This window comes from Bacillus sp. CH_48, from assembly GCF_038008465.1.
GTDB classification, from domain to species: domain Bacteria; phylum Bacillota; class Bacilli; order Bacillales; family Bacillaceae_G; genus Bacillus_A; species Bacillus_A thuringiensis_S.
In genome coordinates this window covers 438,867-460,969 of sequence record NZ_JBBOZF010000001.1, presented here as the reverse complement: position 1 = coordinate 460,969, position 22,103 = coordinate 438,867, and the positions used below count along the sequence as shown (strand labels likewise).

Here is a 22,103-nt window from a genome sequence, read left to right as displayed (position 1 = left end):
TAAATTATAAGTTATTTTTAAGAAAATATTAGATAAGGGAAGTGTTTAATGTGAATATGAAAAGATTTGAAATGCGTGAAAAACGCTTAGCAGAACTACTAGGTGCAAAAGTACTATGGGAATTTATAAGTGCTGTTACAGAAGAAATTGAAAAACAGGAATTAGAGTCTACACCAGGTTTGTTAGAAGATCTATTCATACATGTGAAAGAAACGATTCAAATTCAAAATATGAATCAACGCACAACAAAAGCCCCTGTAAAAACAGAGGCCAATGGTATAAATAAAGATACATTATTTATGGAAGCATATGTAGAATTAATCAATCATAAGTTTGTTATTTCTGAATTAGCTGTAGAGCTTTCATCTGTTCTAAAAGAATTAAATTGTTTTGTTCAATCATCTTTGCCACAGCTTCAAAATAAGCTTGACTCTCAAGAACCTCAACCTGCTTCTCTTTAAGGAATTTTATTTCTTTAGGCTCAAATATGTTATTTCGGGATTGTCGGATTAATTTATTATCTATGCACAACGTATTGTAGAATATGTTTTATTTTAAATTATATATATTTGATATAATATATAAATCATTTTTGGGGAGGAATTATTTATGAAGTGCAATAAATATAATTGGGTACATTTAAAGAGGGAAAGCGTATCAATGACCCTATAAACTACGTCTACCCTTATTATTGGAGGGTAAAGTGTGAATTTATCTCATTCACATTCAATATTACGCCATAATCAAATTTTATTATGGCTCTGTGTTCTTTCTTTTTTCAGTGTTTTAAACGAAATGGTTTTGAATGTTTCATTACCTGATATCGCTAGTGATTTTAATAAGGAGCCAGCAAGTATAAACTGGATAAATACAGCGTTCATATTAACTTTTTCTATAGGAACAGCTGTATATGGAAAGTTATCGGATCAGTTAGGCAGTAAAAAGCTACTCCTATTTGGAATTATAGTAAATTGCTTCGGATCAGTTATCGGGTTTGTTGGACATTCGTTCTTTTCTGTACTTATTCTGGCTCGGTTTATACAGGGAGCTGGCGCAGCTGCATTTCCAGCACTTGTAATGGTTGTTGTTGCGCGTTATATTCCAAAAGAAAATAGCGGTAAAGCATTTGGGCTTATTGGGTCCATTGTAGCTATGGGAGAAGGTGTCGGACCATCTGTTGGTGGAGTAATTGCCGAATATGCTCATTGGTCTTATATACTGCTTTTGCCTGTTGTAACGATTATCACTGTTCCCTTCCTTGCAAAATTATTGAAACAGGAAGATGTAATAAAAGGAAGTATTGATGTTAAAGGAATAATATATATGTCCGTCGGTATTGTATTTTTTATAATGTTTACGACATCTTATAGAATTTCCTTTCTAGTTGTTAGCATTATATGTTTCTTGATATTTGTTAAACATATTAGGAAAGTGTCTAATCCTTTTGTTAATCCTTCGCTAGGAAAAAATATATCATTTATGATTGGAATCATTTGTGGAGGACTTATATTGGGAACCGTAGCAGGATTTATTTCTATGGTTCCTTACATGATGAGAGATGTCTACCAATTAAGTACTGCCGCAATTGGAAGTGGGATTATTTTTCCTGGAGCAATGAGTGTTATTGTTTTCGGTTATATTGGGGGAGTGCTTGTTGATAAGAAAGGTTCTCTATTTGTATTAACAACTGGAGTTGCATTTCTTTCTATAAGCTTTTTAGTAGCAGCCTTTTTTATAGAAACAACGCCTTGGGTCATAACAATTATAGTAATGTTTGTTTTTGCCGGGCTTTCTTTTACGAAAACAGTTATCTCTACCATTGTTTCAAGTAGTTTGGAACAAAAGGAAGCTGGTGCTGGAATGAGTTTGCTTAATTTCACAAGCTTTCTATCGGAAGGAATGGGTATTGCAATTGTAGGTGGATTATTATCGATACATTTGCTAAATCGAAAATTATTACCTATAAATGCTGATCTGTCCACTCATTTGTATAGTAATTTGCTATTACTTTTTGCAGGAATCACAATTACTAGCTGGTTAGTTACAATGAAAATGTATAAACGCTCAATAAGAAATATATAAAAGAGCCAAAGAATTCATTTTTAAACGAATTTATTATTATATTTTTGGATAGTGAATATCTTACATCAAAAATTAAATTATTTTAAGTATAAACTCGTCCTAATTATAGAACGGGGTTATACTTGTTTAAACTTTTAAACGTAAATAACTTCATTGTCGCTTTATTATGATATAAATTTGATTGTGGCTTATAAGGTGTAGTCATTGAGCGATGAGAGGGATAATAATATTGCTGTGGACTTGAAGGTGAAGATGGATGATAATACAAGGTCTATCACTCCTTATCTTAATCATATTTTTCTCGATATTTTATTCATCTGTATATTTTTGAATAATTGTCTATGCATAATTGGGTGAATGCCAACTAAAACAGACGGTTTCCTCTTAAAACTCAATACAACAATATATGTATTAGTTACATTGGATGAAATAAGAAACCCAACTTAGATAAGATGGGTTTTTTTAATATGATACAATGCCTACCTGATGCCCAAAGCTCTTTTTGGCTCTAGGAATATCTGTTAGCACCATCCGCAGTAATAGCAACAATCTAAAGGACTACTTCCACCTTTTGCGCATTCTTTCATACAAGGATCATTTGAAGGGGAATGAGTACTATGCGAATTTACGTACATCGTTTCAGGATAGGAATAGGGAGAATAAGATGGCTGTGGATTATAAGGTACAGCTTGGTTCATGCCATAAGTTGTATATGCCGTAGGTCTTGTACATTGTAGATACCAAGGTCTTGTTTTATACTGCCAACATATAGGCCGACATTCATATTCGAAACCTGGAGCTCCAGGTGTGCAATCCGCCATACATTGGGCATAGGTATAAGGGACTTTATAACAATACTGACGGTACAAAGACAATCACTCCTTATCTTAATCTTGTTTTCCACAATATTATATTTAGCTGTATACTTTTTGGGAAATTGTCCATGCATAATTGTCTAACCATGCATAATAAAGGTTAAATTTAAAATATGAACAAAGCTACTTTAACGGATCCGGAAACGTTCGTTAATTGAAAGGCGGTGAGAAATTGGGTTTAAGGGACAGATTTTCAAATTTTTTATTTAAACAAGCTGAAAAGCGAGGTTTGTTCGAAGATATTTTTAATAATACTGTTCGATATGGTGGTAGATATGCAGGCGATGATAATATCTTGGAATCTAGTGATGTTTATGAATTACTACAAGATATAAGTAATCAAATGATGTTGGCTGAGATTGTTGTGGAAGATAAAGACGGTAAGGAGAATGAGGAGACTCATTCCTTGTTTGATGTAGAGGGGGGATTTTCACAATCGGAGGAGGACTAGTGGAGAGGATAGGTATAGGTTGGTTCAGACACATGGTATGGAAATGTTGAGTGTCCGAGAAAGAAATATGAGAGTGTGGAAGCTGAAAAAGAAAATTGATGATAAAGAGAATGAATTAACAAACATAAAGAGAAAGGTTAAAGAAGGCATGGATGCTGAGCGAAAGAAACTTGACAATAGAAGGACAGGGTTCTAAGAGGTTTTAAACCTTGTTTATAATAAGAATCAATTAACATCAGAAGTTGATAAGCTAGGAATAGATGTTGAGGCTAAGAAAGTCGAGATTAATATGATTTACATTCTAATAGAAAACAATTAAACTGTATAAATGAATTAATTAATAAATAACAGGTACAAAAAGGAGAATTATCGTGAAAACAAAAAAATGGACAATTTGGGGAATTATCTTTTACATTCATTCAGCAGTATTACTTTTCTTAGGATTCGATAGACTCGGAGGATATCAAAATTCTGAAACATATACCGATTCAAATAAATATGCCTACGTAGGCGGAGATGCGTATAATTATATTATCAATACAAATGTACTTACAGGTTTCTTTGTACTTAGTGCTTCATTTTTTGTAGCAGGTACGATGTTAATTGCAACTGGTTCAATTCTAAGGGCTATCAAGGAAAAGTAAGTGAAGAACAAATACTTGAACCGTCAATAACAATATATAATTAAAAATGGACTTCTTTAGGGAGGTCTATTTTTATCTTTACTTTTGTTTCTACGAAGCCGGACATGACTTACGGGATAGTACACATTCAACTCTCTGCTCATTATAAGGAGAAGAATGGAGTCTCTAGAATTGTTTGCTGAAGGGGCTAAGCTAAGAGTGTTTTTAATAAAATCAATATTTCATTAGCACTTGATATGCAATTTAAATGTAACGTTTTTTGTAACCTGATTTTAATAAAATAAAATGTACCTGTTATTTGCTTGTGTATCGTTATATCATACTTATTAGATCGGGATTCGGAAGTATCAGCAAAACATTATAAAAATGTCTCAAACCCTTGGTATCATTGGGTTAGTAGCTTATTAATAATATTATGGTAGTATATGAATTGAGATAAGTCTCGCTCTTCTATTTAAACTTTAAAGACTTATTTGATTCTAAATATAATCAAGAACAGGAGAATGATGATGAATCTAAATAGTATGGTTAATTCAGCTTTAAAAGAAAAAGAAATAAGTAAACATTCATGGGCTTTAAAATCAAATAATATTGCTATGAAAAAAATGGATAAATCCTCTTTTATTAATAATGAAACAGGTATTCCTATTGATATAAGGTCTTTTTTTGAGATAGATGTAATGAAGGAAAATAGCAATTTTCAAATAACTCTAGAGTTTATGAAACAAGACTATCTTGCTAGGATTAGAAAGGGGTTGGGAGAAAAAGCTAGGACAAAATTATTATGGCCTAGTAAACTAACCGAGTATGTTCAAATGAAGTATCCTATTATATATGAAGAATTTAGAAAGGGTAATAAAGTTGATGATAACGTACCGTATATGATTTTTAAAAAGATAGATGAGAAATACTATAAGGTTTCTTTTTCTACAAGTTTGGAAGAATATGAAGGAATAGGTTCTGTTCAAGTTACTTCAACTTCAAAGTTAGAACCAGTTAAAAGAAACCGAGAGTATAGTTCTTATGGAGAGGAAATAAGAGATTCTGTTGTATATGAGTACTTATTCAATGCTAAAAGTCAATGCTGGATTGATGAAAATATCCTTGGTTTAGATTCGAAGGAGAGCAAAGGTTATGAAGCTATGGGTATTCTACATCATATTGGGATAAAGAATGACCATAAAGGAATCTTTGAAGGAATAAATATTTCTGATGCTCTGTCTCTGTTACAAAAAGAAATGGAAAATTTTAATCCTATTAAGGATGTTCTAATACGATTGAGTGAAGAAGCTATAACAATAACTCTTGATACACATGTGGATGAAGAAGATGATTTTCCTGAAGGGAAAGAAAAGTTTAGATTACACAGATATAGAGAACGTAATAATAAATTAGTTAAACAAGCTAAGGAACGCTTTATCCAAGTACATGGGAGGCTTTATTGTGAGGCGTGCGGAATGGACTTTGAACAAGTTTATGGTGATAGAGGAAGGAATTTCATAGAGGCACATCATAGAAAACCGATATCTGAAATGAAAAACGATGAAACGACTAAAATTGAAGATTTAGCAATGCTTTGCCCTAATTGTCATAGTATGATTCATCGTAAGCCACTGGTTACTGTTGAAGAGCTGAGGGTTTTAATTCAATCGAAAGGAAAATTTATATAAATAGATTAAAAAAATTAACAATGTAACACATAATGGTATGAATAAGTCCTTAATATGATGTTTTATCGTAAAGGAATAGGTGAAAGTTATGCCGCACGTGAAGTTTGATTTTTAGAAAGGTGTGATATTACACCTATATATAATAAAGGTACTTAAATTTGGAGTTTATATCAGGAGAAGTTATTCATTTAAGATAATGAATTAATGTGAATTGGATGGAGCAACGTGTTTTTCCGAGTTATATAATCCGATATTTAAATCCAGAGATACATAATAAAGAAGAAAACCCGCTACTCTCAGGGTACACATACATTTATGGAGAGGATAAGAAAGATGGGTGATTTTGAAAATTAAAGTTTTAAAGGAGGACTTCTTTTTTATAAATGCATAGAAAATTCTACTGTATTACCACATGTTACTAGGTGGAAAAGTTTTGGATATTCATAAAGCGGGTGTTCCTAAGGTTCACTTTCATGTTTTACGTCATACCCATGCAATAAACCTACTAGCTAAGGATGTGAATGTGAAAATTATTTCTGAGAGATTAAAAGTTATAGAAACATCAAAATCACATTAAATACTTACTGGTGTGTGCTGCGAACGATGCATGAGGATGCAGTCAACAAAATTGAATATATTTTGTAGGTAATGTGACCAATTTTGTGATCATTGGTGTTATAAAGTATGAGAGTAATCAAATAAACCTTCCCCCTGAAAGGATGGGGGAAGGTTTATTTGATTACTCTTCTTCTTGCATTAAGAATTTCCAAAAACGTTTTAATTCTTCACGCTTTTGGGATGGTGCAAACTTTATATCTTTTAGCCATTGATCTAATTCTATTTTGTTTCCGTCCTCTGTAACATTAAAATCTCGCCCTAGAAGAAAATCAGTAGATACATTAAAGTAATCTGCTATACGTATCAAGGTATTGTAATCAGGTTGACGTTCATTCCGTTCGTACATACCAATTGTACTTTCACTTAGCTGAAGCGAGTGAGCAAGTTCTTTTTGCGTAATTCCTCTTTGTTTTCTTAAATCACGAATTATATTTCCAAACGTTTTCATTCTATCACCTGATAATATATTAACACAATATGTGTTAAATAATTAAAAATTTTAAAAGTTGATAATTAGAATCTATTGACAACACAAAGTGTGCAGTTTATATTTTAAGTAACAACACGAAATGTGGTTTTAGGGGGAGAAGACATGAATTATGAAAGAGTGGCCAAAAATCTAATTAATTTAAGAAATGAAAAATCTAGAGAAGAAGTGGCAAGGGCTGTGGGAATCAGTGTTAGTACATTGCAAATGTATGAAAATGGCCAGAGAATTCCACGGGATAATATAAAAATAAAATTAGCGAATTTTTATGGTGTTACAGTCCAAACAATTTTTTTTGATTCAGAACAACACGAAGTGTGTTGAATAATATTAGATTTTTAAGATTATGTAGTTATTTTTTAGAAATGTAAGTTTGGAAAGTGTCTTAGGAAATTTTACATAAAAAATAATATTTTTATCATTATATATAAATAATAGGAGTGTATTTGCATGAACATGAAAACATTTGAAATGCGTGAAAAACGATTAGCGGAACTACTAGGTGCAAAAGTACTATGGGAATTTATAAGTGCTATTACAGAGGAGATTGAAAAACAAGAATTAGAGTCGACACCAGGTTTATTGGAAGATCTATTCGTACATGTGAAAGAAACTATTCAAATTCAGAATATGAATCAACGCATAACAAAAGCCTCTGTAAAAACAGAGGCTGATGGTATAAATAAAGATACATTATTTATGGAAGCATATGTAGAATTAATCAATCATAAGTTTATTATTTCTGAATTAGCTGTAGAGCTTTCATCTGTTCTAAAAGAATTAAATTGTTTTGTTCAATCATCTTTGCCACAGCTTCAAAGTGAGCTTGATTCTCAAGAACCTCAATCTGCTTCTCTTTAGGGAGTGATTGAAGTATTTCTTTTATTTCTTTACACTCGTATATGTTATTCTCCGAGTCTTCGATTAATTTATTGCGACGATTGGTGTATTCAAGTGCACCTAAAGTCGCTAATGCGCGAGGATCTAATCCTAGAATTTCCATGTATTCCTCTCCTTTCCTCTACAATAATTCGATAGGGGAAAGGAGATTCCTTTAATGATTTGGTAAATTTTTAATATAGCCATATAATATGATATTAATTAGTGGAATGTTATGTAGCAGGAATAAAATAGAATTAGACTTAAAAGAACTTCTAAAAAACATGAGAAGAAAGGGGAATCCAGTAATTTCACTTCTTTTTCTTAAATTCTCTACATATGGAACGGTTGTTTACTTGTATAATGAATTTTAAATTGGATTCCTTTAAGAAGATTAGATAGACATAAGGAATAAGGTATGCATTTGTAGATAAACAAAATGAAAGAGAGTTGTTATGGAAAGAATGATAGAAAATATTCAGGAGTTATTAGATAATATGTTTTAAAGTGTTCAAGAGAGTAGCCGTATATAAATCGTTACTTAAAAAGTAAAAACTTAGTCCTTGAATATAGAGAAAGGACTAAGTTTTTTGTATATATGAAATATTGAGTGTATAAAGTTAAATTAAGTAGGGCTCTAAAACCTGAGTGTCCCTTAAATGTTAATAAGCATTAAACTTTATATTGCAATACTTCCTGGCGATGCTCCAACCGTTACTACTGTATTTACCGTATAATCAACGGAGTTAAGGATCGTAACTGTGTTTTGTTCTGGCTGGGCAATATAGATGAATTCCCCATTAGGTGTAAAGGCAGCGTCTGCTGGTCCATTGATAGAAATTGTTCCTGTAGATAGTCTTTGTGCTGTATCAATAATATTGATTTCATTGTTTGTTTTGTCTCCTAACAATGCTAGAGGTTGATTAGGTGAGAGAGAAAGAAACGAGTTGTAATAGGCCCCAGTAAGAATATCTCCAATCTTTTGGAAAGTAGACAAGTCAATCACTGTAAGAGTGGTCCCAGACGCCACCATTTCTTCTGTAACATAAGCGAATCCATCAAATAAACTGATTTCAATAATGTTTGGATAATCATTTGAAGTAGGACGCTCTTCTACGATATCACCTGTATTTAAATTAACTTTTATAATACTCCAAGCGTTAGCATTTACGATGTAAGCGTATTGTCCATTTGGATCAATGGCTATACTTGAAAACCCACTTACTCCGATTGAGATCGTATTAGAGATCGTTTGAGTTAGAATGTTAATTGTAGTAATATCCATTGATTCAGTTGAAATATTTAGTATATATGCGAACTGACCGTCTGGAGAAAATGCAATATCAATCGGTTTATTTATTGAGAGAGTAGAGGTAATGGCAAGGGTTTCATTTGTAATTATAGAAACACGGTTATCATAAAAGTGCGAAACTAACGTATATGTTTTATTGGGGTTAACAGCAACCTTAATTGGCTGATAAGGGAGATCAATTATTTGCTGAACAGTCTGTGTTGCTGTATTAATTACTGAAAGAGTATTATCATCTTGATTTGCTGTAAAAGCATAAATAGGAGGATTTGGTGGCACTGGTAAAAGGGAAAGGGTGCCACTTAAGATAAACGTATTATCATCTTGTGGTGTGATTGTTAGACTCTTAAGTTTAAAGCCACTAAAATCAAAGCAGCAATTAGAATCCGTTGTATAATAAATAATCTGATTGATGGAGAATTTGTGCCATTTAGAAAAAGCTGCAGCTCCTTGTCCATATTGATTTTGAACAGGGGAAATACTAACAAGCATAGAAAGTACACCATAGATGCGAACACTGTGTACTGGATAGGAACCATCTGGTAAATCAGTTTGAAGAAGACAAGGGTTCGGTGTTTGTAGCGTACATGGTTCAAATGCACATTTTAAGCGGTTTGTATTCCAGGTGACGGCACCAGTGTAATTGGTATCATTAATTATATATCCTTCAGGAGCTTTAATTGAAACCTCAAAATTTACATATTGATTGCACGTACCTTGGCAAGGTAACATGGACTTCACTTCCTTTATTAAAAATTATGTGTTATTTCTTTTGGTATATAAAGTTACTTACATACCATATTAAGAAAAAACCTATGCCTTTTTATGAAATGAATCTATTTGAAAGGCATCTACTTGTTGATACAACATACAAATAGGTAGCAATATTCTATATTATGCTTCCTATTTTCTAATGCTTGTACATATAGTGGTTGTTTTAATTTGGATAAAAGTTAATCCAATAATGGTATAACATGTTGAAGTAAATAGAAGGTGGATACCGCTAGGTTAAGTTGAGAAATAAGACATGCTGAGAAAGTGTTATTAATTCGAATAAGTTAAAGCTTAAAAGGTGTCACCTAAGTTAATTTGAATATCTATTACTAATGCACTCTATATAGAAGACTAGCTGCACTCAAGTACAGCTAGTCTTCTTCACAAACTTATATGGCCTCGATGACAAATTGGGATTGAGGTATATATAGTAATTGGGCTGCTAAGGAAGTTGTTGTATTAGCAAATGGGTATGCTTCCTTATAAAGAAAATTACTATACACTATTTCATTCATTTCATAGGTCGTACACAGTTTTTTTAGGATTTTTTGAGAAATTTTATTTGTACAAGCAGCAATAAAATCATAATCTCTTTTACTTATTTCTTGAATGGCATGTGAAAGAAGGGTAGTGACTATACCACTTCCCATCCAATCTGGATGACAAGCGCCCATATCTAGATAGACCAGTTTTTCTTTATCTAAATGAGAAAACTCAATAGATTCTGTCTCTAATGTATCTAAAAGTTGAAAAATAGGTTCCATTTGTGGGCATAGTTCAATCGCTTTCTCTGTATCTATTAGTGGCTGGGTTAATTTTTTTGTTAAAAGAACTCCAATAATTTGAAAATTTTCTATTGCTACAAATGACATAGCTTGAGATACAGCTTGTTTCATCATTTCTTCGCACATTTTGTGAAAAGGAGCAAAAGGAATTTGTAAACTGCTTACAAGAGGTTCATTATTCACAAAAGAATGTGCAAGTAAATGTGCTGCATCTTTCACGTGGTGTGTATCAAGTAGCTCTATATTCATATGTTTTTCCTCTTTCCTGATATAGTGAATAGTAATTAAAAGGATTAAAAATTTTATTTCATCTAGTTAAGTTTAACTATTAAAGCGCTAACAAATATGGTTATGAAACATATGAATGAATCTGTTTAGTAGCAATCGAAATATGTTCATAAAGAAATTCTACGACCTCATCTATACATTCAACAGTTGTATATGGAGAGATAGAAAAGAATTTTAATGTAGAAATCGGATTTCTATCATAACTGTTTATTACATCTACTACACAAGAACGAGTTGTATCACCAAAAAATACTTGATCGCGATTTTTTCCTAGGTAATTAAATAGTTCTATATTTAATCGGTTTGTATCCTCAATCTCTTCTTTTGTTGCAAGGCCAATTCGTTCTTTTTCCCAATTTTCTTGGCCATCTCCATTCAGATAGAAACGGAAAGTTGTAATTGGTCCATATGTAAAATCATTTGTGATTGCGACTTGAGGCAGGGCCTTACGCAACTTCTCTCTAAATAATAGATTTACACGGATATAATTTGCTAATATTTTTTGATATCCTTCAATTCCAAAGGCTAATAGATTGATATACATTGGAATAGCACTACCAGATCGTGAACATTCTAAGGTATAGCCTGTATGATAACTTCCATATGACCTATTACCAAGATAAGGTGTGTCATCTTGTTCAATGTCCATCAGTTGTAAATCAGTATGATTTTTTACGATTAAAATACTTGAAGCATAAGGTGTTTGTCCTAATTTATGAAAATCAAAACATACACTATCAGCAAGGGACATATATTGCATTTTATCTTGTACGTATTGTAAGGCATTTTTTACATTAGATTCAAATGAGAGTGGATTTTCTTCAAAACTATAATTATTAAAGAAACTATAGAATCCGCCCATTGCAGAATCAGCATGGATATAAATCGGTTTTAATTTATATTTTTTCTGTATTGCTTCAGCGCTCTCTTTAATTTTTCTTATATCATCAATAGTAAATGTGTCTGTTGATCCCATGGTAGCTAGAATATAAAGGGGGATACCGCCATTGTTAATAACTTGTATCATTTTAGCCTCTAAATCTTCTATATCCATAGAACTTGTATAAGGATCAGTTTTCACTTTTATTAAGTGATTTGACCCAATACCAGTTGCTTCAGCTGACTTTAATAAACTATAATGTGCATTTTCAGAAGCAAAGCAATATACATTTTGTGGAGCACCATGTTCTTTTGCCGATGGAAATTGTTTAGAAATTGCTAAGCGTAAGCTCGAAAATACACAACCTTGTCCACCCCATGTGGTATATCCACCGCTATTATGTGGATTATAACCTATCAGTTTTGAAAGCATGGATACCACTTTTACTTCTGCTTCTGCTGCCCCTGGACCATATACATCCCAAACACCATTACCATTTAAAAGTGCCATTGTCATTACCCCTAATAGTGAAGGTATACTTGGTAGTGGTACAGCGTTAGACAAGTAATATTTATTTGGATACGGATGTCCATTCATAAATTGGTTTAGCTCTTCTATAACCTCAGACATAGTGATTCCAGCTAGTGGAATATGACTTTGGTGAATTAAGCCATTGTAGTATCCTTCTGATTTTTCCTCACATTTACCTAAAGTAGCTCGCTCTTCATTTTTTAATTGGTCAAGATTTTTAATTATTTTCTGCATAGATTCTAATAAAAGTTGTTGTTTTTCTTCATTTCCGTCAACGCTCGGAAATAGTTTTAAAATATCTTGCATGCAGTCACTTCTCCTTGTGAAAAACTGGATTTTTATTTTACTTGGTTAAACATAAGGGTATAATAATTTTTAATTGCCCTTTTGAATACTTAGAAATGAGGAGCTATTTAGAAAAAAATGTAATTCCATAGAAGATTATATGAATTATGGAATTTAAAGTAAAGAAAAATTTTTTGATTTATTTTAAAAAAAGTAATTGTGAGATAATGAAGTTTCTAAAAATATTTCTGAATTAATTGTTTATTCGGTTTGCATGTTGCCTTAGCATGTATTCAACTAGTGTAGTAGATATTTTAATATAATGTAGAACGTATTATAAGGTAGTTGAATAAAAGGGTTCAACTACCTTATAAACTGTAGATATTGCTGAGAAAAGGGAAAAAATAAGGTGGAAGTGTTAAAGATATGTTTTAGTGGAGAAGAAGTAATGGTATGGATTTGGTAGCTACATCAGTTTGATTTTTATGGGAGAATAACGAGCTGATCAAAGCTTTTTAATGAATTCAATTTCATTATCTAATAATAATGGACGAGTTAAGTGGGAAGAGTTTTCTTTAACCTGAGTAGAACTTTTTGCACCAGGAATAGCAACTGAAACGGCAGGGTGACTTAAAACATAACGTAAAGCAACTTGCGCTAAACTTCGATTTGAGCGTACAAGTGAACGTAATTTCTCTACTTTGTTTAAGCTATCTTTAAACCACTTTTCTTTGGGCCAATCTTTTCTTAAATCATCGTCTGGAAATTGAGTTTCATGATTAAATTTCCCAGTTAAAATCCCCATCTTAAGTGGACCTCTTATCACAGCACCTAAATTATGTTTTTCAATATAAGGAAGGATGTCTTTTTCAGGTTCTTTATTCAAAATACTATAATCGAATTGTACGACATCTAAATCATTATCTTGATTAAAATGTCTTATATAATCTAAATCATTAGTAGAAACACCAACGGCTCTCACTTTACCAGATTTTTTTAAGGTTTGGAAAGCTTGTAGAAAGGCTTCTGTTTCTTCATGTTTATCCCACCAAATATGACAAAAGTACACATCTATATAATCCGTTTTAAGCCGCAGTAAACTAGCCTCAAACGCATCAATGATCTTTTGAGGATCTCCATAAACGGCTGGTTGATTTGGGTCATAATGATGACCAATTAATCCACCTTTTGTAGAAAGAATGATATCCTGCCTGCGATTATTTATGGCTTTTGCAACGAGTGTTTCACTATGACCTAATCCATAAACATCAGCAGTGTCAATAAAGTTGACTCCTAGGTCAATCGCTTTCTCAATTGCATCAAGTGATTCATTATCTTTTACTGCTCCCCATTCATCTCCACCAATCGCCCACGAACCGAATCCTATCTCTGAAACTATTAACCCGGTGTTACCTAATAATCTATATTCCATTATGTACGGACTCCTCCTTTACAGTTTATGTTATTAGAAGTATATATAGTGACCAGTTGGAATATTCTTGAATTTATTTTCGGAGTATAAATTAGACTATTTCCTTTAATAAAATATGTAAGATTGCTGTATAAAAAGAAATTAGAATTATTAGTGAAATGGTTTTTTATGCTTAAATTGAATAAAAGTATGAATTGATACAGTATAAATATGAGTTTTATTCATAATTTTAATAACTATGCAATAAGCGAAATAAATGTTGAATTTAGTCGGAAAATATAGATTTACAAATTGCAGAATGTGTACATATAGTTGTAACTGTAAATATTATCCGTTTTTAAATATTTATAAAAGGAGAAATTCATATGAAAGAAATACAAAAGAAATATGAAATTGTAGAAGAATTGGATGTAACAGTAGGCCAAGAAGCATTATGGATAGCTCATCAAATGGAAATAGAAAAAGGAATGAACAATGAACCGATTATAATAAAGTTAAAAGGAAAACTTCAAATAGAGGTTTTAAAGAAAACGCTTACTACGATAGTGCAATCACATCCGGCGCTACGTACAATATTTAAGAAGAGGGATGAAAAAATAAAGCAATTAATTCAAAAGAATGTAGAATTTGATATACCAATTAAGGACTTAACTGCTTTTAAAAACACAGAACAAAAATCTATTTTTAAAAATTTCTTAGAATCTATAGTGAATGAGAAATTTAGTTTAGAAGAGGGGCCTTTGTTTAAATTCCACATTATTAAATTCAGTGAAGATACATTTGTTTTACATTTAATGTTTCATCACATTATTTACGATGGATGGAGTTTAGGAGTTTTCATCCGACAATTATCCAATACGTATGGTGAATTACTTCAAGGGAAGACAAATGTAGAATTTGAATTTCCTTATAAGAACCTCGTAGAGTATGAGGAGGGTTTTATTGATAGTGCAATATATAAAGAAGGATCATCGTATTGGAAAGATTATTTACAAGGTGAATTAACTCCTACAGAGTTTCCTATTGATTTTAATAAAATAAATGAAAAGAGATATACAGATCAAAATATAAGCAAGAATATTAATTCGGATCTATTTTATCAAATACAATGTTTTGCTAAAAAAAATAATATAAGTATTTATCGAGTAATGTTAAGTACTTATTGTACATTACTTCATCAAATGACAAATGCTGAAGAGATAATTGTTGGTATTCCAATTAATACTAGACCACATACAGAAGAACGAGATACTTTTGGCTATTTTGTTAATACAGTACCTATACGTATAACAATAGAAAAGGGAGAAACATTTAAGGAAATACTTAATAAAGTGAATAAATCTATTCATCTAGCTATTACGTATAAACATAATCCTTACTCACATATAGTAAAAGATTTAAATCTAAATAAAAATACAAATGATAATATGGTATATTCCACAGCATTTAATACGATGAAGATACCAGAATTAAAAATTCCTGATATTGAGTCAACAGTTTTAACAGATTGTAAAAGAGTAAATCCTTTTAATATGACTTGGAGAATAATGCGATATGAAGGGGAAACAGAGAATAAAATTGAGGTTGACTATAACTCAGCATTATATAAACCAGAGAGTATTAGTGATTTAGTCGAAAGGTATATATATTTGTTACAAAAATTAATGAAGAATGTGAATGAACCTATTCATTCATTGGATTTGCTTTTAGAAAAAGATCATCGTCTATACAAAGAGATGAACTCAAATGCTCTTACATATCCTCATTCAAAAACATTAGATCAATTAATCGATCTACAAGCATTAGAATCGCCAAATCAAATAGCGATTTCAATGGGGGACAAATCCATTACCTATTATGAATTACAGCAAAGGTCAAATCAAATAGCGAATTATTTACGTGAAAATGATTTGAAAAAGGGACAACGTGTAAGTATTACAATGGAGAGAGAGATTGATACCATTGTATGGATTCTAGGCATCTTAAAATCAGGTGGAGTTTATGTACCAATTGATCCAAAGTTTCCTGAAAAAAGAATAGAATACATCTTAAAAGATAGCGAAAGTCAAATGATTATTACGAAGAAAGAATACAGGGGATTGGTTGAAAGGTTTGCGATTCATACAATTTATCTAGAAGATTTTCACTACGCTAATTCTATAGAAAATATTGCGTCTACACATACCATAGAAGATGCAGCTTATATTATCTACACGTCAGGTTCAACAGGTTTGCCAAAAGGAGTCGTTGTACCACATAAAGGCGTAGTTAATTTATCATATTCAGTAATCAATACATTTCATTTAGGAAAAGAAGATGTGTTTTTACAATTTGCAACGATCATTTTTGACGCCTCCATTATGGAAATATTTCCGATTTTGCTATGTGGAGGGAGAATGCATTTAATTTCTGAAATCGAAAAACGTTCAGCAGAGGAATTTATAAATGTAATTGAAAAGAATGGTATTACAAATGTGGTTTTACCAACTGCGTTTTTTAAATTAATAGCTGATATGCCAAAAGAAATGTTACTTAAATTAAATTCTGTAAAACGTGTATTTGTAGGAGGGGAAACTTTACCTGCTGAATCAGTTCGTAAATGGCAAAGTAAATTAGGGTTAAAGATTCCAGTTCTTAATGCATATGGTCCTACTGAAACTACTGTATGTGCAACCATGTATGAAGTAAATCGTGAGATACAAAAAGAAATTTCTAATATCCCAATCGGTAAACCAATTGCTAATAGTGAAGTTTTCGTGGTTAGTCCGTTCAATACATTATGTCCGTCAGGTGTAGTAGGTGAGTTATTTATTGGCGGTGATGGAGTTGCCAACGGATATTTAAATCAACAGGAAAAAACAAAAGAGGCGTTTATTTCTTTTGATAAATCCTATAATCACGATAAAAAGATGTATCGTACTGGAGATTTAGTACGTCTTTTACCGAATGGAAATTTAGAATTTATCGGAAGGAAAGATAATCAAGTAAAAATACGTGGGTATCGAATTGAGCTGGATGAAATTGAAGGAACATTATTTAAACATCCAGAAGTGAGAGATGCTGTAGTATTCACGTATCAAAACGACAAAATCGTTAGCTTTTATTTATCAAAAGACAATACAGAACTAAAACAAGAGGCATTAAAAACATTCTTAAGTGAAAGTTTACCAGATTTTATGATGCCAAATTATGTATTTCACCTTGAAAGTTTTCCTGTATCACCAAGCGGGAAACTAGATAGAAAAAAATTAGAATTACAAATCCCATCTTTACTTGCAAACATGCAGAAGCAATATGTTCCACCGATAAGTGAAACAGAAAAAAGATTGGCAAAAACATGGGCAGAGATTTTAAATTTAGGGAAATATAGAATCAGCAGAGAGGATGACTTTTTTAAACTTGGGGGACATTCATTAATTGCTGTGCAAGTGTTAAATCAAATTCAAAAAGAGTTTCATCTAAAAATTGAAATTAGAGATATTTTTGAGTATACAACGATTGCTAGTCTATCTGCTTACATCGATAAATTAATGGCAGTAAATCATGATAGGGAAGAACAGGAGATGCAAGTATTAAAAGTCGCAGATAAGGAAAGTTATCAGTTATCAAGTGCTCAAAAAAGAATCTGGTTTTTAAATAAGTATAACGCCATTAATAGAGTATATGATACACCACTACACATATATATTGAGCCGAGTTTAAATAAGGATATTCTACAAGACACCATAAGATTTTTAGTTGAACGACACGAGATGCTACGAACAGTTTTTATTGAAAGAAATGGGGAGCCTAGACAAGTCATTTTAAACTCAATAGCCATTGACTTGATTCACGATGAGATTGAACACATGTCTAAAAAAGAACAACAAGAATATATACGTACAACAATAAATCAAACGGATCATACACCATTTGATTTAGAAAAGGGCCCTCTTTTTAGGATTAGAATTTTTAATCTGAATAAGAAAAAGTCTTATTTATATATTAATTTACATCACATTATTACAGATGAGTGGAGTGTAAGGAATCTATTAGATGAATTAATGAAGGTATATAGTGCCTTTGCTAAACGTAGGAATCCTGAGTTGCCAACTATTTCTAATCGATATGTAGATTATGCAGAGTGGGAACAGGCGCAGTTAAATTTAGGTCGATGGGATACAGAAAAATCTTATTGGATGGCCGAACTTGCAGCACCTCTTCCTATATTAAATCTTCCTTTAGATTTTAGTAGGAATCGTCAAAGTACAAATAAAGGTACAGTATTTGAAATGAAGTTAGATAATGAAATGAAAGAGTCTTTGAAACAAGTATGTGAACAAGAGAATGTTTCTATGTATATGCTATTTTTAGCAGCGTATATTCAATTGTTACATTATCTAACGGATCAAAAAGATATTATTGTAGGTACACCGATTGTTGGAAGGAATCATCAAGAATTTGAAAAAATACAAGGATTTTTTGTAAATACCTTAGCGATCAGAACACAATTGAATGATGTGAAAAATTTAACACAGCTATTACAAGTAGTGAGAGAGAAATGTTTGAATTCATTCCAAAACCAATCGTACCCATTTGATAAAGTAATTGAGCAAATAAATCCTGATAGAAGCTTTGGGAATAACCCGATCTTTTCTACTATGTTTAGTTATCAGAAAGATATTCTGCAGCAACATGATGCGTATAAGCTTCAGTTGTTACCTAATAAACAAGATATTAGTAAGTTTGACATTTCTTTAGCTGTTGAAGAAGGATTGGATTATGTAGGGATTTCATTTGAGTATGATATTAATCTTTTCAAGGAAGAGTCAATTAACAGGTTTACTCAAAACTTACTTAATATACTGGACGCCTTTATTCATCAACGAACAGTAACATATGAAAATCTTTCATTCCTATCACAGGAAGAAGAATCTTTATATCAAAAGGTAAATCATACAGAAAGACCATATCCTTATTTTCAAAATATACAGGAGCAATTCTATATGCAAGTAGATGGACAACCCGAACGGATTGCTATAGTGACTGGAACGGAATCTTTAACATATAGACAATTAAATATGAGCTCTAATCAAGTAGCTCAACATTTACTCGAAAAAGGTATAAAAAGAGGTGATAAGGTAGCCATATTTTTAGATAGAAGTATGAATAGTATCGTTTCTATGCTTGGAATATTAAAAGCCGGTGCTGCCTATATACCAATCGATGTAAAATATCCTGAGGATAGAATAAATTATATAGTTCGTGACAGTGAGGCATGTAGAATTATAACGAGTAACAAATTCAAAAGTCATTTGAATGTAAGTGATTATAAGGTTTCAATAATAGAGGATATATATCGTACGACTATAAATGATGATGTAAAAATTTTAAATAAACCAAATGACTTGGCATATGTAATTTATACTTCAGGCTCAACAGGAAAACCAAAAGGTACATTATTAACGCATAAAGGAGTATTAAATTTAGTTGAATGGAGAAATGAAGTATTTCAGATCTCTCCAAATGATAAAGTAACACAGTTTTATTCCCATAGTTTTGATTCTTCAGTATCAGAAATTTTTTCTACCTTGTTAAATGGGGCGGAACTATATTTATTAAGTGATGAACAGCGCTATTCAACTGTCGAATATGCTCAAGCCATTCAAGAAACTCAAGCAACTATTTCTGACTTACCAACAGTATTTTTCAATGAATTATCAACTTCATTAACTAAACTGGATAGCGAAAAGATACGTTCTTTAAGATTTATAATAATGGGAGGGGAAGCTGCATCAACAAATGCCATTAGAAGTTGGCAAAATACTTTTAAAAACCAAGTACAGCTGGTAAATGAGTATGGCCCTACTGAAGCAACCGTTTCAGCAATGTATTATTTCATACCAGTTTTAGAAGGCGACAATAATCTTTTAGGAAGCATACCAATTGGTATTCCTATTTCTAATACAAAGGTTCATATATTGAATTCATATATGCAACATTGTCCGGTAGGGGCTATGGGTGAATTATATATTGAAAGTTTAGGATTGGCTCAAGGGTATTGGAAGCAGGAAGAAAAAACAAAACAGGCATTTATTTCAAACCCATTTTCAGAAGACAATAGTAAAAGATTATATCGAACAGGTGATTTAGCAAGGTGGTTACCAAGTGGAAATATAGAATTTATGGGGAGAAAAGATAAGCAGGTTAAAATTAGAGGGCACAGAATTGAATTAGGTGAAATAGAAGATGCAATGTTACAACTTGAGGGGATAAGTCAGGCTGTAGTAACACAAACGGAAGATGGAATGTTACTGCAAGCTTATTATAAAACAGTGGACGGTATAGGGATAGAGAAAAATAAGTTAGCTTTACATTTATCAAATGTATTGCCAGAATATATGGTCCCTAAATATTATTCTCATGTGTTAGAAATACCAATAACGGCGAACGGTAAAATTGATTTTGAAAAGCTGCCAAAAATAGAGTTTGGTTATGAGCAAAAAGATGAGTGTAAACTTAAACCTCAAACTAAAGTGCAAAAAGACATTGCAAAGGTATGGTCTGAAGTTCTAAACGTAAAATCTATAGGTTTAAAAGATGATTTCTTTAATTTGGGTGGACATTCTTTAAAAGTTATGCCGGCATTAGTCAAATTAAAACCGTTATACCCTAACTTGAAAATTCAAGATTTCTTTAAGTATAGAACCATAGAAAAATTAGCCTCTCATATTGAAGAGATGGAAAAGATGTTGTTAAAGAAAGAGAAAAATATGAATGTAGCATGTATGGAAAATGAAACGAAAACGACTCCTGTTTATGAAACAACTAAATTAGAAGAATGCGAGTTAGATATGGTGAATTATCCAAAAGCAGTTTTCCTTACAGGGGCAACAGGATATTTAGGAGCACATATTTTAGAGAGGTTATTACAGTTGCCATCTACGACAATTTACTGTTTAGTAAGAAAAAATGAAGATCAAGTAATTGGTGCAAAGTTAAAAGAAAGAATGGAGTTTTATTTTGGTAAAGAAATCTTCCAAAAGTTGAAGGAGAGAGTAGAATTAATTGAAGGAGATTTATCTTTGATAAATCTAGGTCTAGATTCAAAGCAATTGGATCATTTAAAGAAAAACGTAGAATCAATCATACATTGTGGTGGAGAAGTTAGACACTATGGCGAACGTGAGCATTTCCAAAAGGTAAATGTTGAGTCTACAAAATACTTATTGGAATTAGCTAAGAACACAAATGTGCGTTTTCATTATATATCGACTTTAAGTGTAGTAGGTCAGGCTGAAAGCGATCCAAAAGAATTTGAATTCTTTGAGTCTGATTTTGATAGAGGGCAAAATTTAGATAATCTGTACCTAGAAAGTAAGTTTCAAGGCGAGAAAATGGTCAGAGAAGCAATGGAAAAAGGAGTTCGTGCCACAATATACCGTGTGGGGAATTTAGTGGGTAACTCTAAAACAGGTAAATTTCAATACAATATTAATGAAAACGCATTTTATAGATTATTAAAAGGGATATGTCTATCTAGCATAGCTCCTGACGTCAATACGTATGTAGATTTAACGCCTGTAGACTATGGAAGTTTAGCTATTACTGAATTATCTTATAAGGCCAATACAGTAAATAAAACCATGCATATTTGTAATCCAAATCAGCTTAAATGGGACCAATTTATTAATAGTTTACAAGCTTTTGGATACGATATCCTGTTAATGAAACAAGAGAAGTATATAGAGAAGTTTTTTAATACGAATCTAACTACTGATGAACAGAAAGCTTTAGAGCTCATAATGCCTTTATTAGAATCTGTAGAAGAGCTATCAGTAGCTATACCATCTTGTTTATACACGCAAGGATATTTGAAGAACATACATTGTTTAGAGCCAAATCAAGAGTATATTAATTTGTTATTAAATTATGCTATGAGTATAGAGTATTTACCATTAATTAAAGAACCAATACTGTTGTAGTATACTCTATCTATTTTGAGCAAAAGAAGGGTTTCACTTCGAAACTTTTTATTTAAAAATCTTAATTATTTGATTACAAAAAATAAAAGATTGTATAGCGGAGAAGTAATAATGAAAAAGAACCTGTTTTCTATGGAAAACAGGTTCTT

General features: G+C 31.8%; 14 protein-coding genes and 1 pseudogene. 10 read left to right on the top strand and 5 right to left on the bottom strand.

Annotated elements, in window-relative coordinates; genetic code table 11:
• Positions 1 to 50: 50 nt before the first annotated feature.
• From N2V92_RS01995 to N2V92_RS01970, 7 genes and pseudogenes are all read left to right on the top strand, one after another.
• Entirely contained in the window at positions 51 to 461 is a 411-nt protein-coding gene (locus N2V92_RS01995; protein WP_170264844.1) for a hypothetical protein, read from the top strand.
• Positions 462 to 609: 148 nt separating this feature from the next.
• Positions 610 to 672: a tetracycline resistance efflux system leader peptide gene (locus tag N2V92_RS29955; protein WP_106081929.1), complete on the top strand. Its 63-nt coding sequence runs from the start codon at positions 610 to 612 to the stop codon at positions 670 to 672.
• Positions 673 to 705: 33 nt separating this feature from the next.
• Positions 706 to 2,082 carry a Tet(L)/Tet(K)/Tet(45) family tetracycline efflux MFS transporter gene (tet, locus tag N2V92_RS01990; RefSeq protein ID WP_170264843.1) on the top strand — a complete coding sequence of 459 codons (1,377 nt, stop codon included), beginning with the start codon at positions 706 to 708 and terminating at the stop codon, positions 2,080 to 2,082.
• 1,047 nt (positions 2,083 to 3,129) lie between these two features.
• A pseudogene (locus N2V92_RS01985) lies at positions 3,130 to 3,366 on the top strand (phage portal protein); the annotation flags it as partial.
• A gap of 413 nt (positions 3,367 to 3,779) precedes the next feature.
• On the top strand, positions 3,780 to 4,052 hold the full coding sequence (locus N2V92_RS01980) for a hypothetical protein (RefSeq protein ID WP_000850455.1): 273 nt from the start codon (positions 3,780 to 3,782) through the stop codon (positions 4,050 to 4,052).
• 509 nt (positions 4,053 to 4,561) lie between these two features.
• Positions 4,562 to 5,722 (top strand): HNH endonuclease, encoded by a 1,161-nt coding sequence (locus N2V92_RS01975; RefSeq protein WP_098298030.1) that lies wholly within the window; start codon positions 4,562 to 4,564, stop codon positions 5,720 to 5,722.
• Between the two features lie 433 nt (positions 5,723 to 6,155).
• Positions 6,156 to 6,299 carry a hypothetical protein gene (locus N2V92_RS01970; protein WP_229145097.1) on the top strand — a complete coding sequence of 48 codons (144 nt, stop codon included), beginning with the start codon at positions 6,156 to 6,158 and terminating at the stop codon, positions 6,297 to 6,299.
• A gap of 162 nt (positions 6,300 to 6,461) precedes the next feature.
• Here the strand turns inward: N2V92_RS01970 and N2V92_RS01965 are convergent, their stop codons facing one another.
• The gene (locus N2V92_RS01965; RefSeq protein WP_097807950.1) at positions 6,462 to 6,788 is read right to left on the bottom strand and encodes a helix-turn-helix domain-containing protein; all 327 of its coding nucleotides are present in this window, start codon (positions 6,786 to 6,788) and stop codon (positions 6,462 to 6,464) included.
• A 144-nt stretch (positions 6,789 to 6,932) separates the two neighbouring features.
• On the opposite strand from N2V92_RS01965, the gene N2V92_RS01960 reads away from it, so the two are divergent.
• Both N2V92_RS01960 and N2V92_RS01955 read left to right on the top strand, forming a co-directional pair.
• The gene (locus N2V92_RS01960) at positions 6,933 to 7,151 is read left to right on the top strand and encodes a helix-turn-helix transcriptional regulator (RefSeq protein WP_001105582.1); all 219 of its coding nucleotides are present in this window, start codon (positions 6,933 to 6,935) and stop codon (positions 7,149 to 7,151) included.
• A gap of 126 nt (positions 7,152 to 7,277) precedes the next feature.
• Positions 7,278 to 7,688: a hypothetical protein gene (locus N2V92_RS01955; RefSeq protein WP_097807949.1), complete on the top strand. Its 411-nt coding sequence runs from the start codon at positions 7,278 to 7,280 to the stop codon at positions 7,686 to 7,688.
• Positions 7,689 to 8,385: 697 nt separating this feature from the next.
• Here the strand turns inward: N2V92_RS01955 and N2V92_RS01950 are convergent.
• The 4 genes from N2V92_RS01950 to N2V92_RS01935 all read right to left on the bottom strand — a co-directional run bounded on the left by N2V92_RS01950 (position 8,386) and on the right by N2V92_RS01935 (position 13,990).
• Entirely contained in the window at positions 8,386 to 9,747 is a 1,362-nt protein-coding gene (locus N2V92_RS01950) for a YncE family protein (protein ID WP_170264842.1), read from the bottom strand.
• A gap of 431 nt (positions 9,748 to 10,178) precedes the next feature.
• Entirely contained in the window at positions 10,179 to 10,823 is a 645-nt protein-coding gene (locus N2V92_RS01945; protein ID WP_001019433.1) for a hypothetical protein, read from the bottom strand.
• A gap of 100 nt (positions 10,824 to 10,923) precedes the next feature.
• On the bottom strand, positions 10,924 to 12,579 hold the full coding sequence (locus N2V92_RS01940; protein WP_170264841.1) for a pyridoxal phosphate-dependent decarboxylase family protein: 1,656 nt from the start codon (positions 12,577 to 12,579) through the stop codon (positions 10,924 to 10,926).
• Between the two features lie 484 nt (positions 12,580 to 13,063).
• Positions 13,064 to 13,990 carry an aldo/keto reductase gene (locus N2V92_RS01935; RefSeq protein ID WP_170264840.1) on the bottom strand — a complete coding sequence of 309 codons (927 nt, stop codon included), beginning with the start codon at positions 13,988 to 13,990 and terminating at the stop codon, positions 13,064 to 13,066.
• Between the two features lie 365 nt (positions 13,991 to 14,355).
• Between N2V92_RS01935 and N2V92_RS01930 the strand changes: the two genes are divergently transcribed.
• Positions 14,356 to 21,954, top strand: a complete 7,599-nt coding sequence (locus N2V92_RS01930) for a non-ribosomal peptide synthetase (RefSeq protein WP_170264839.1) — start codon at positions 14,356 to 14,358, stop codon at positions 21,952 to 21,954.
• Positions 21,955 to 22,103 lie beyond the last annotated feature (149 nt).

Coding starts and splice junctions, on each gene's coding strand:
- N2V92_RS01975 (WP_098298030.1), top strand. CDS start 4,562: ATGAATCTAAATAGTATGGTTAATTCAGCTTTAAAAGAAAAAGAAATA.
- N2V92_RS01965 (WP_097807950.1), bottom strand. CDS start 6,788: ATGAAAACGTTTGGAAATATAATTCGTGATTTAAGAAAACAAAGAGGA.
- N2V92_RS01960 (WP_001105582.1), top strand. CDS start 6,933: ATGAATTATGAAAGAGTGGCCAAAAATCTAATTAATTTAAGAAATGAA.
- N2V92_RS01955 (WP_097807949.1), top strand. CDS start 7,278: ATGAACATGAAAACATTTGAAATGCGTGAAAAACGATTAGCGGAACTA.
- N2V92_RS01950 (WP_170264842.1), bottom strand. CDS start 9,747: ATGTTACCTTGCCAAGGTACGTGCAATCAATATGTAAATTTTGAGGTT.
- N2V92_RS01945 (WP_001019433.1), bottom strand. CDS start 10,823: ATGAATATAGAGCTACTTGATACACACCACGTGAAAGATGCAGCACAT.
- N2V92_RS01940 (WP_170264841.1), bottom strand. CDS start 12,579: ATGCAAGATATTTTAAAACTATTTCCGAGCGTTGACGGAAATGAAGAA.
- N2V92_RS01935 (WP_170264840.1), bottom strand. CDS start 13,990: ATGGAATATAGATTATTAGGTAACACCGGGTTAATAGTTTCAGAGATA.
- N2V92_RS01930 (WP_170264839.1), top strand. CDS start 14,356: ATGAAAGAAATACAAAAGAAATATGAAATTGTAGAAGAATTGGATGTA.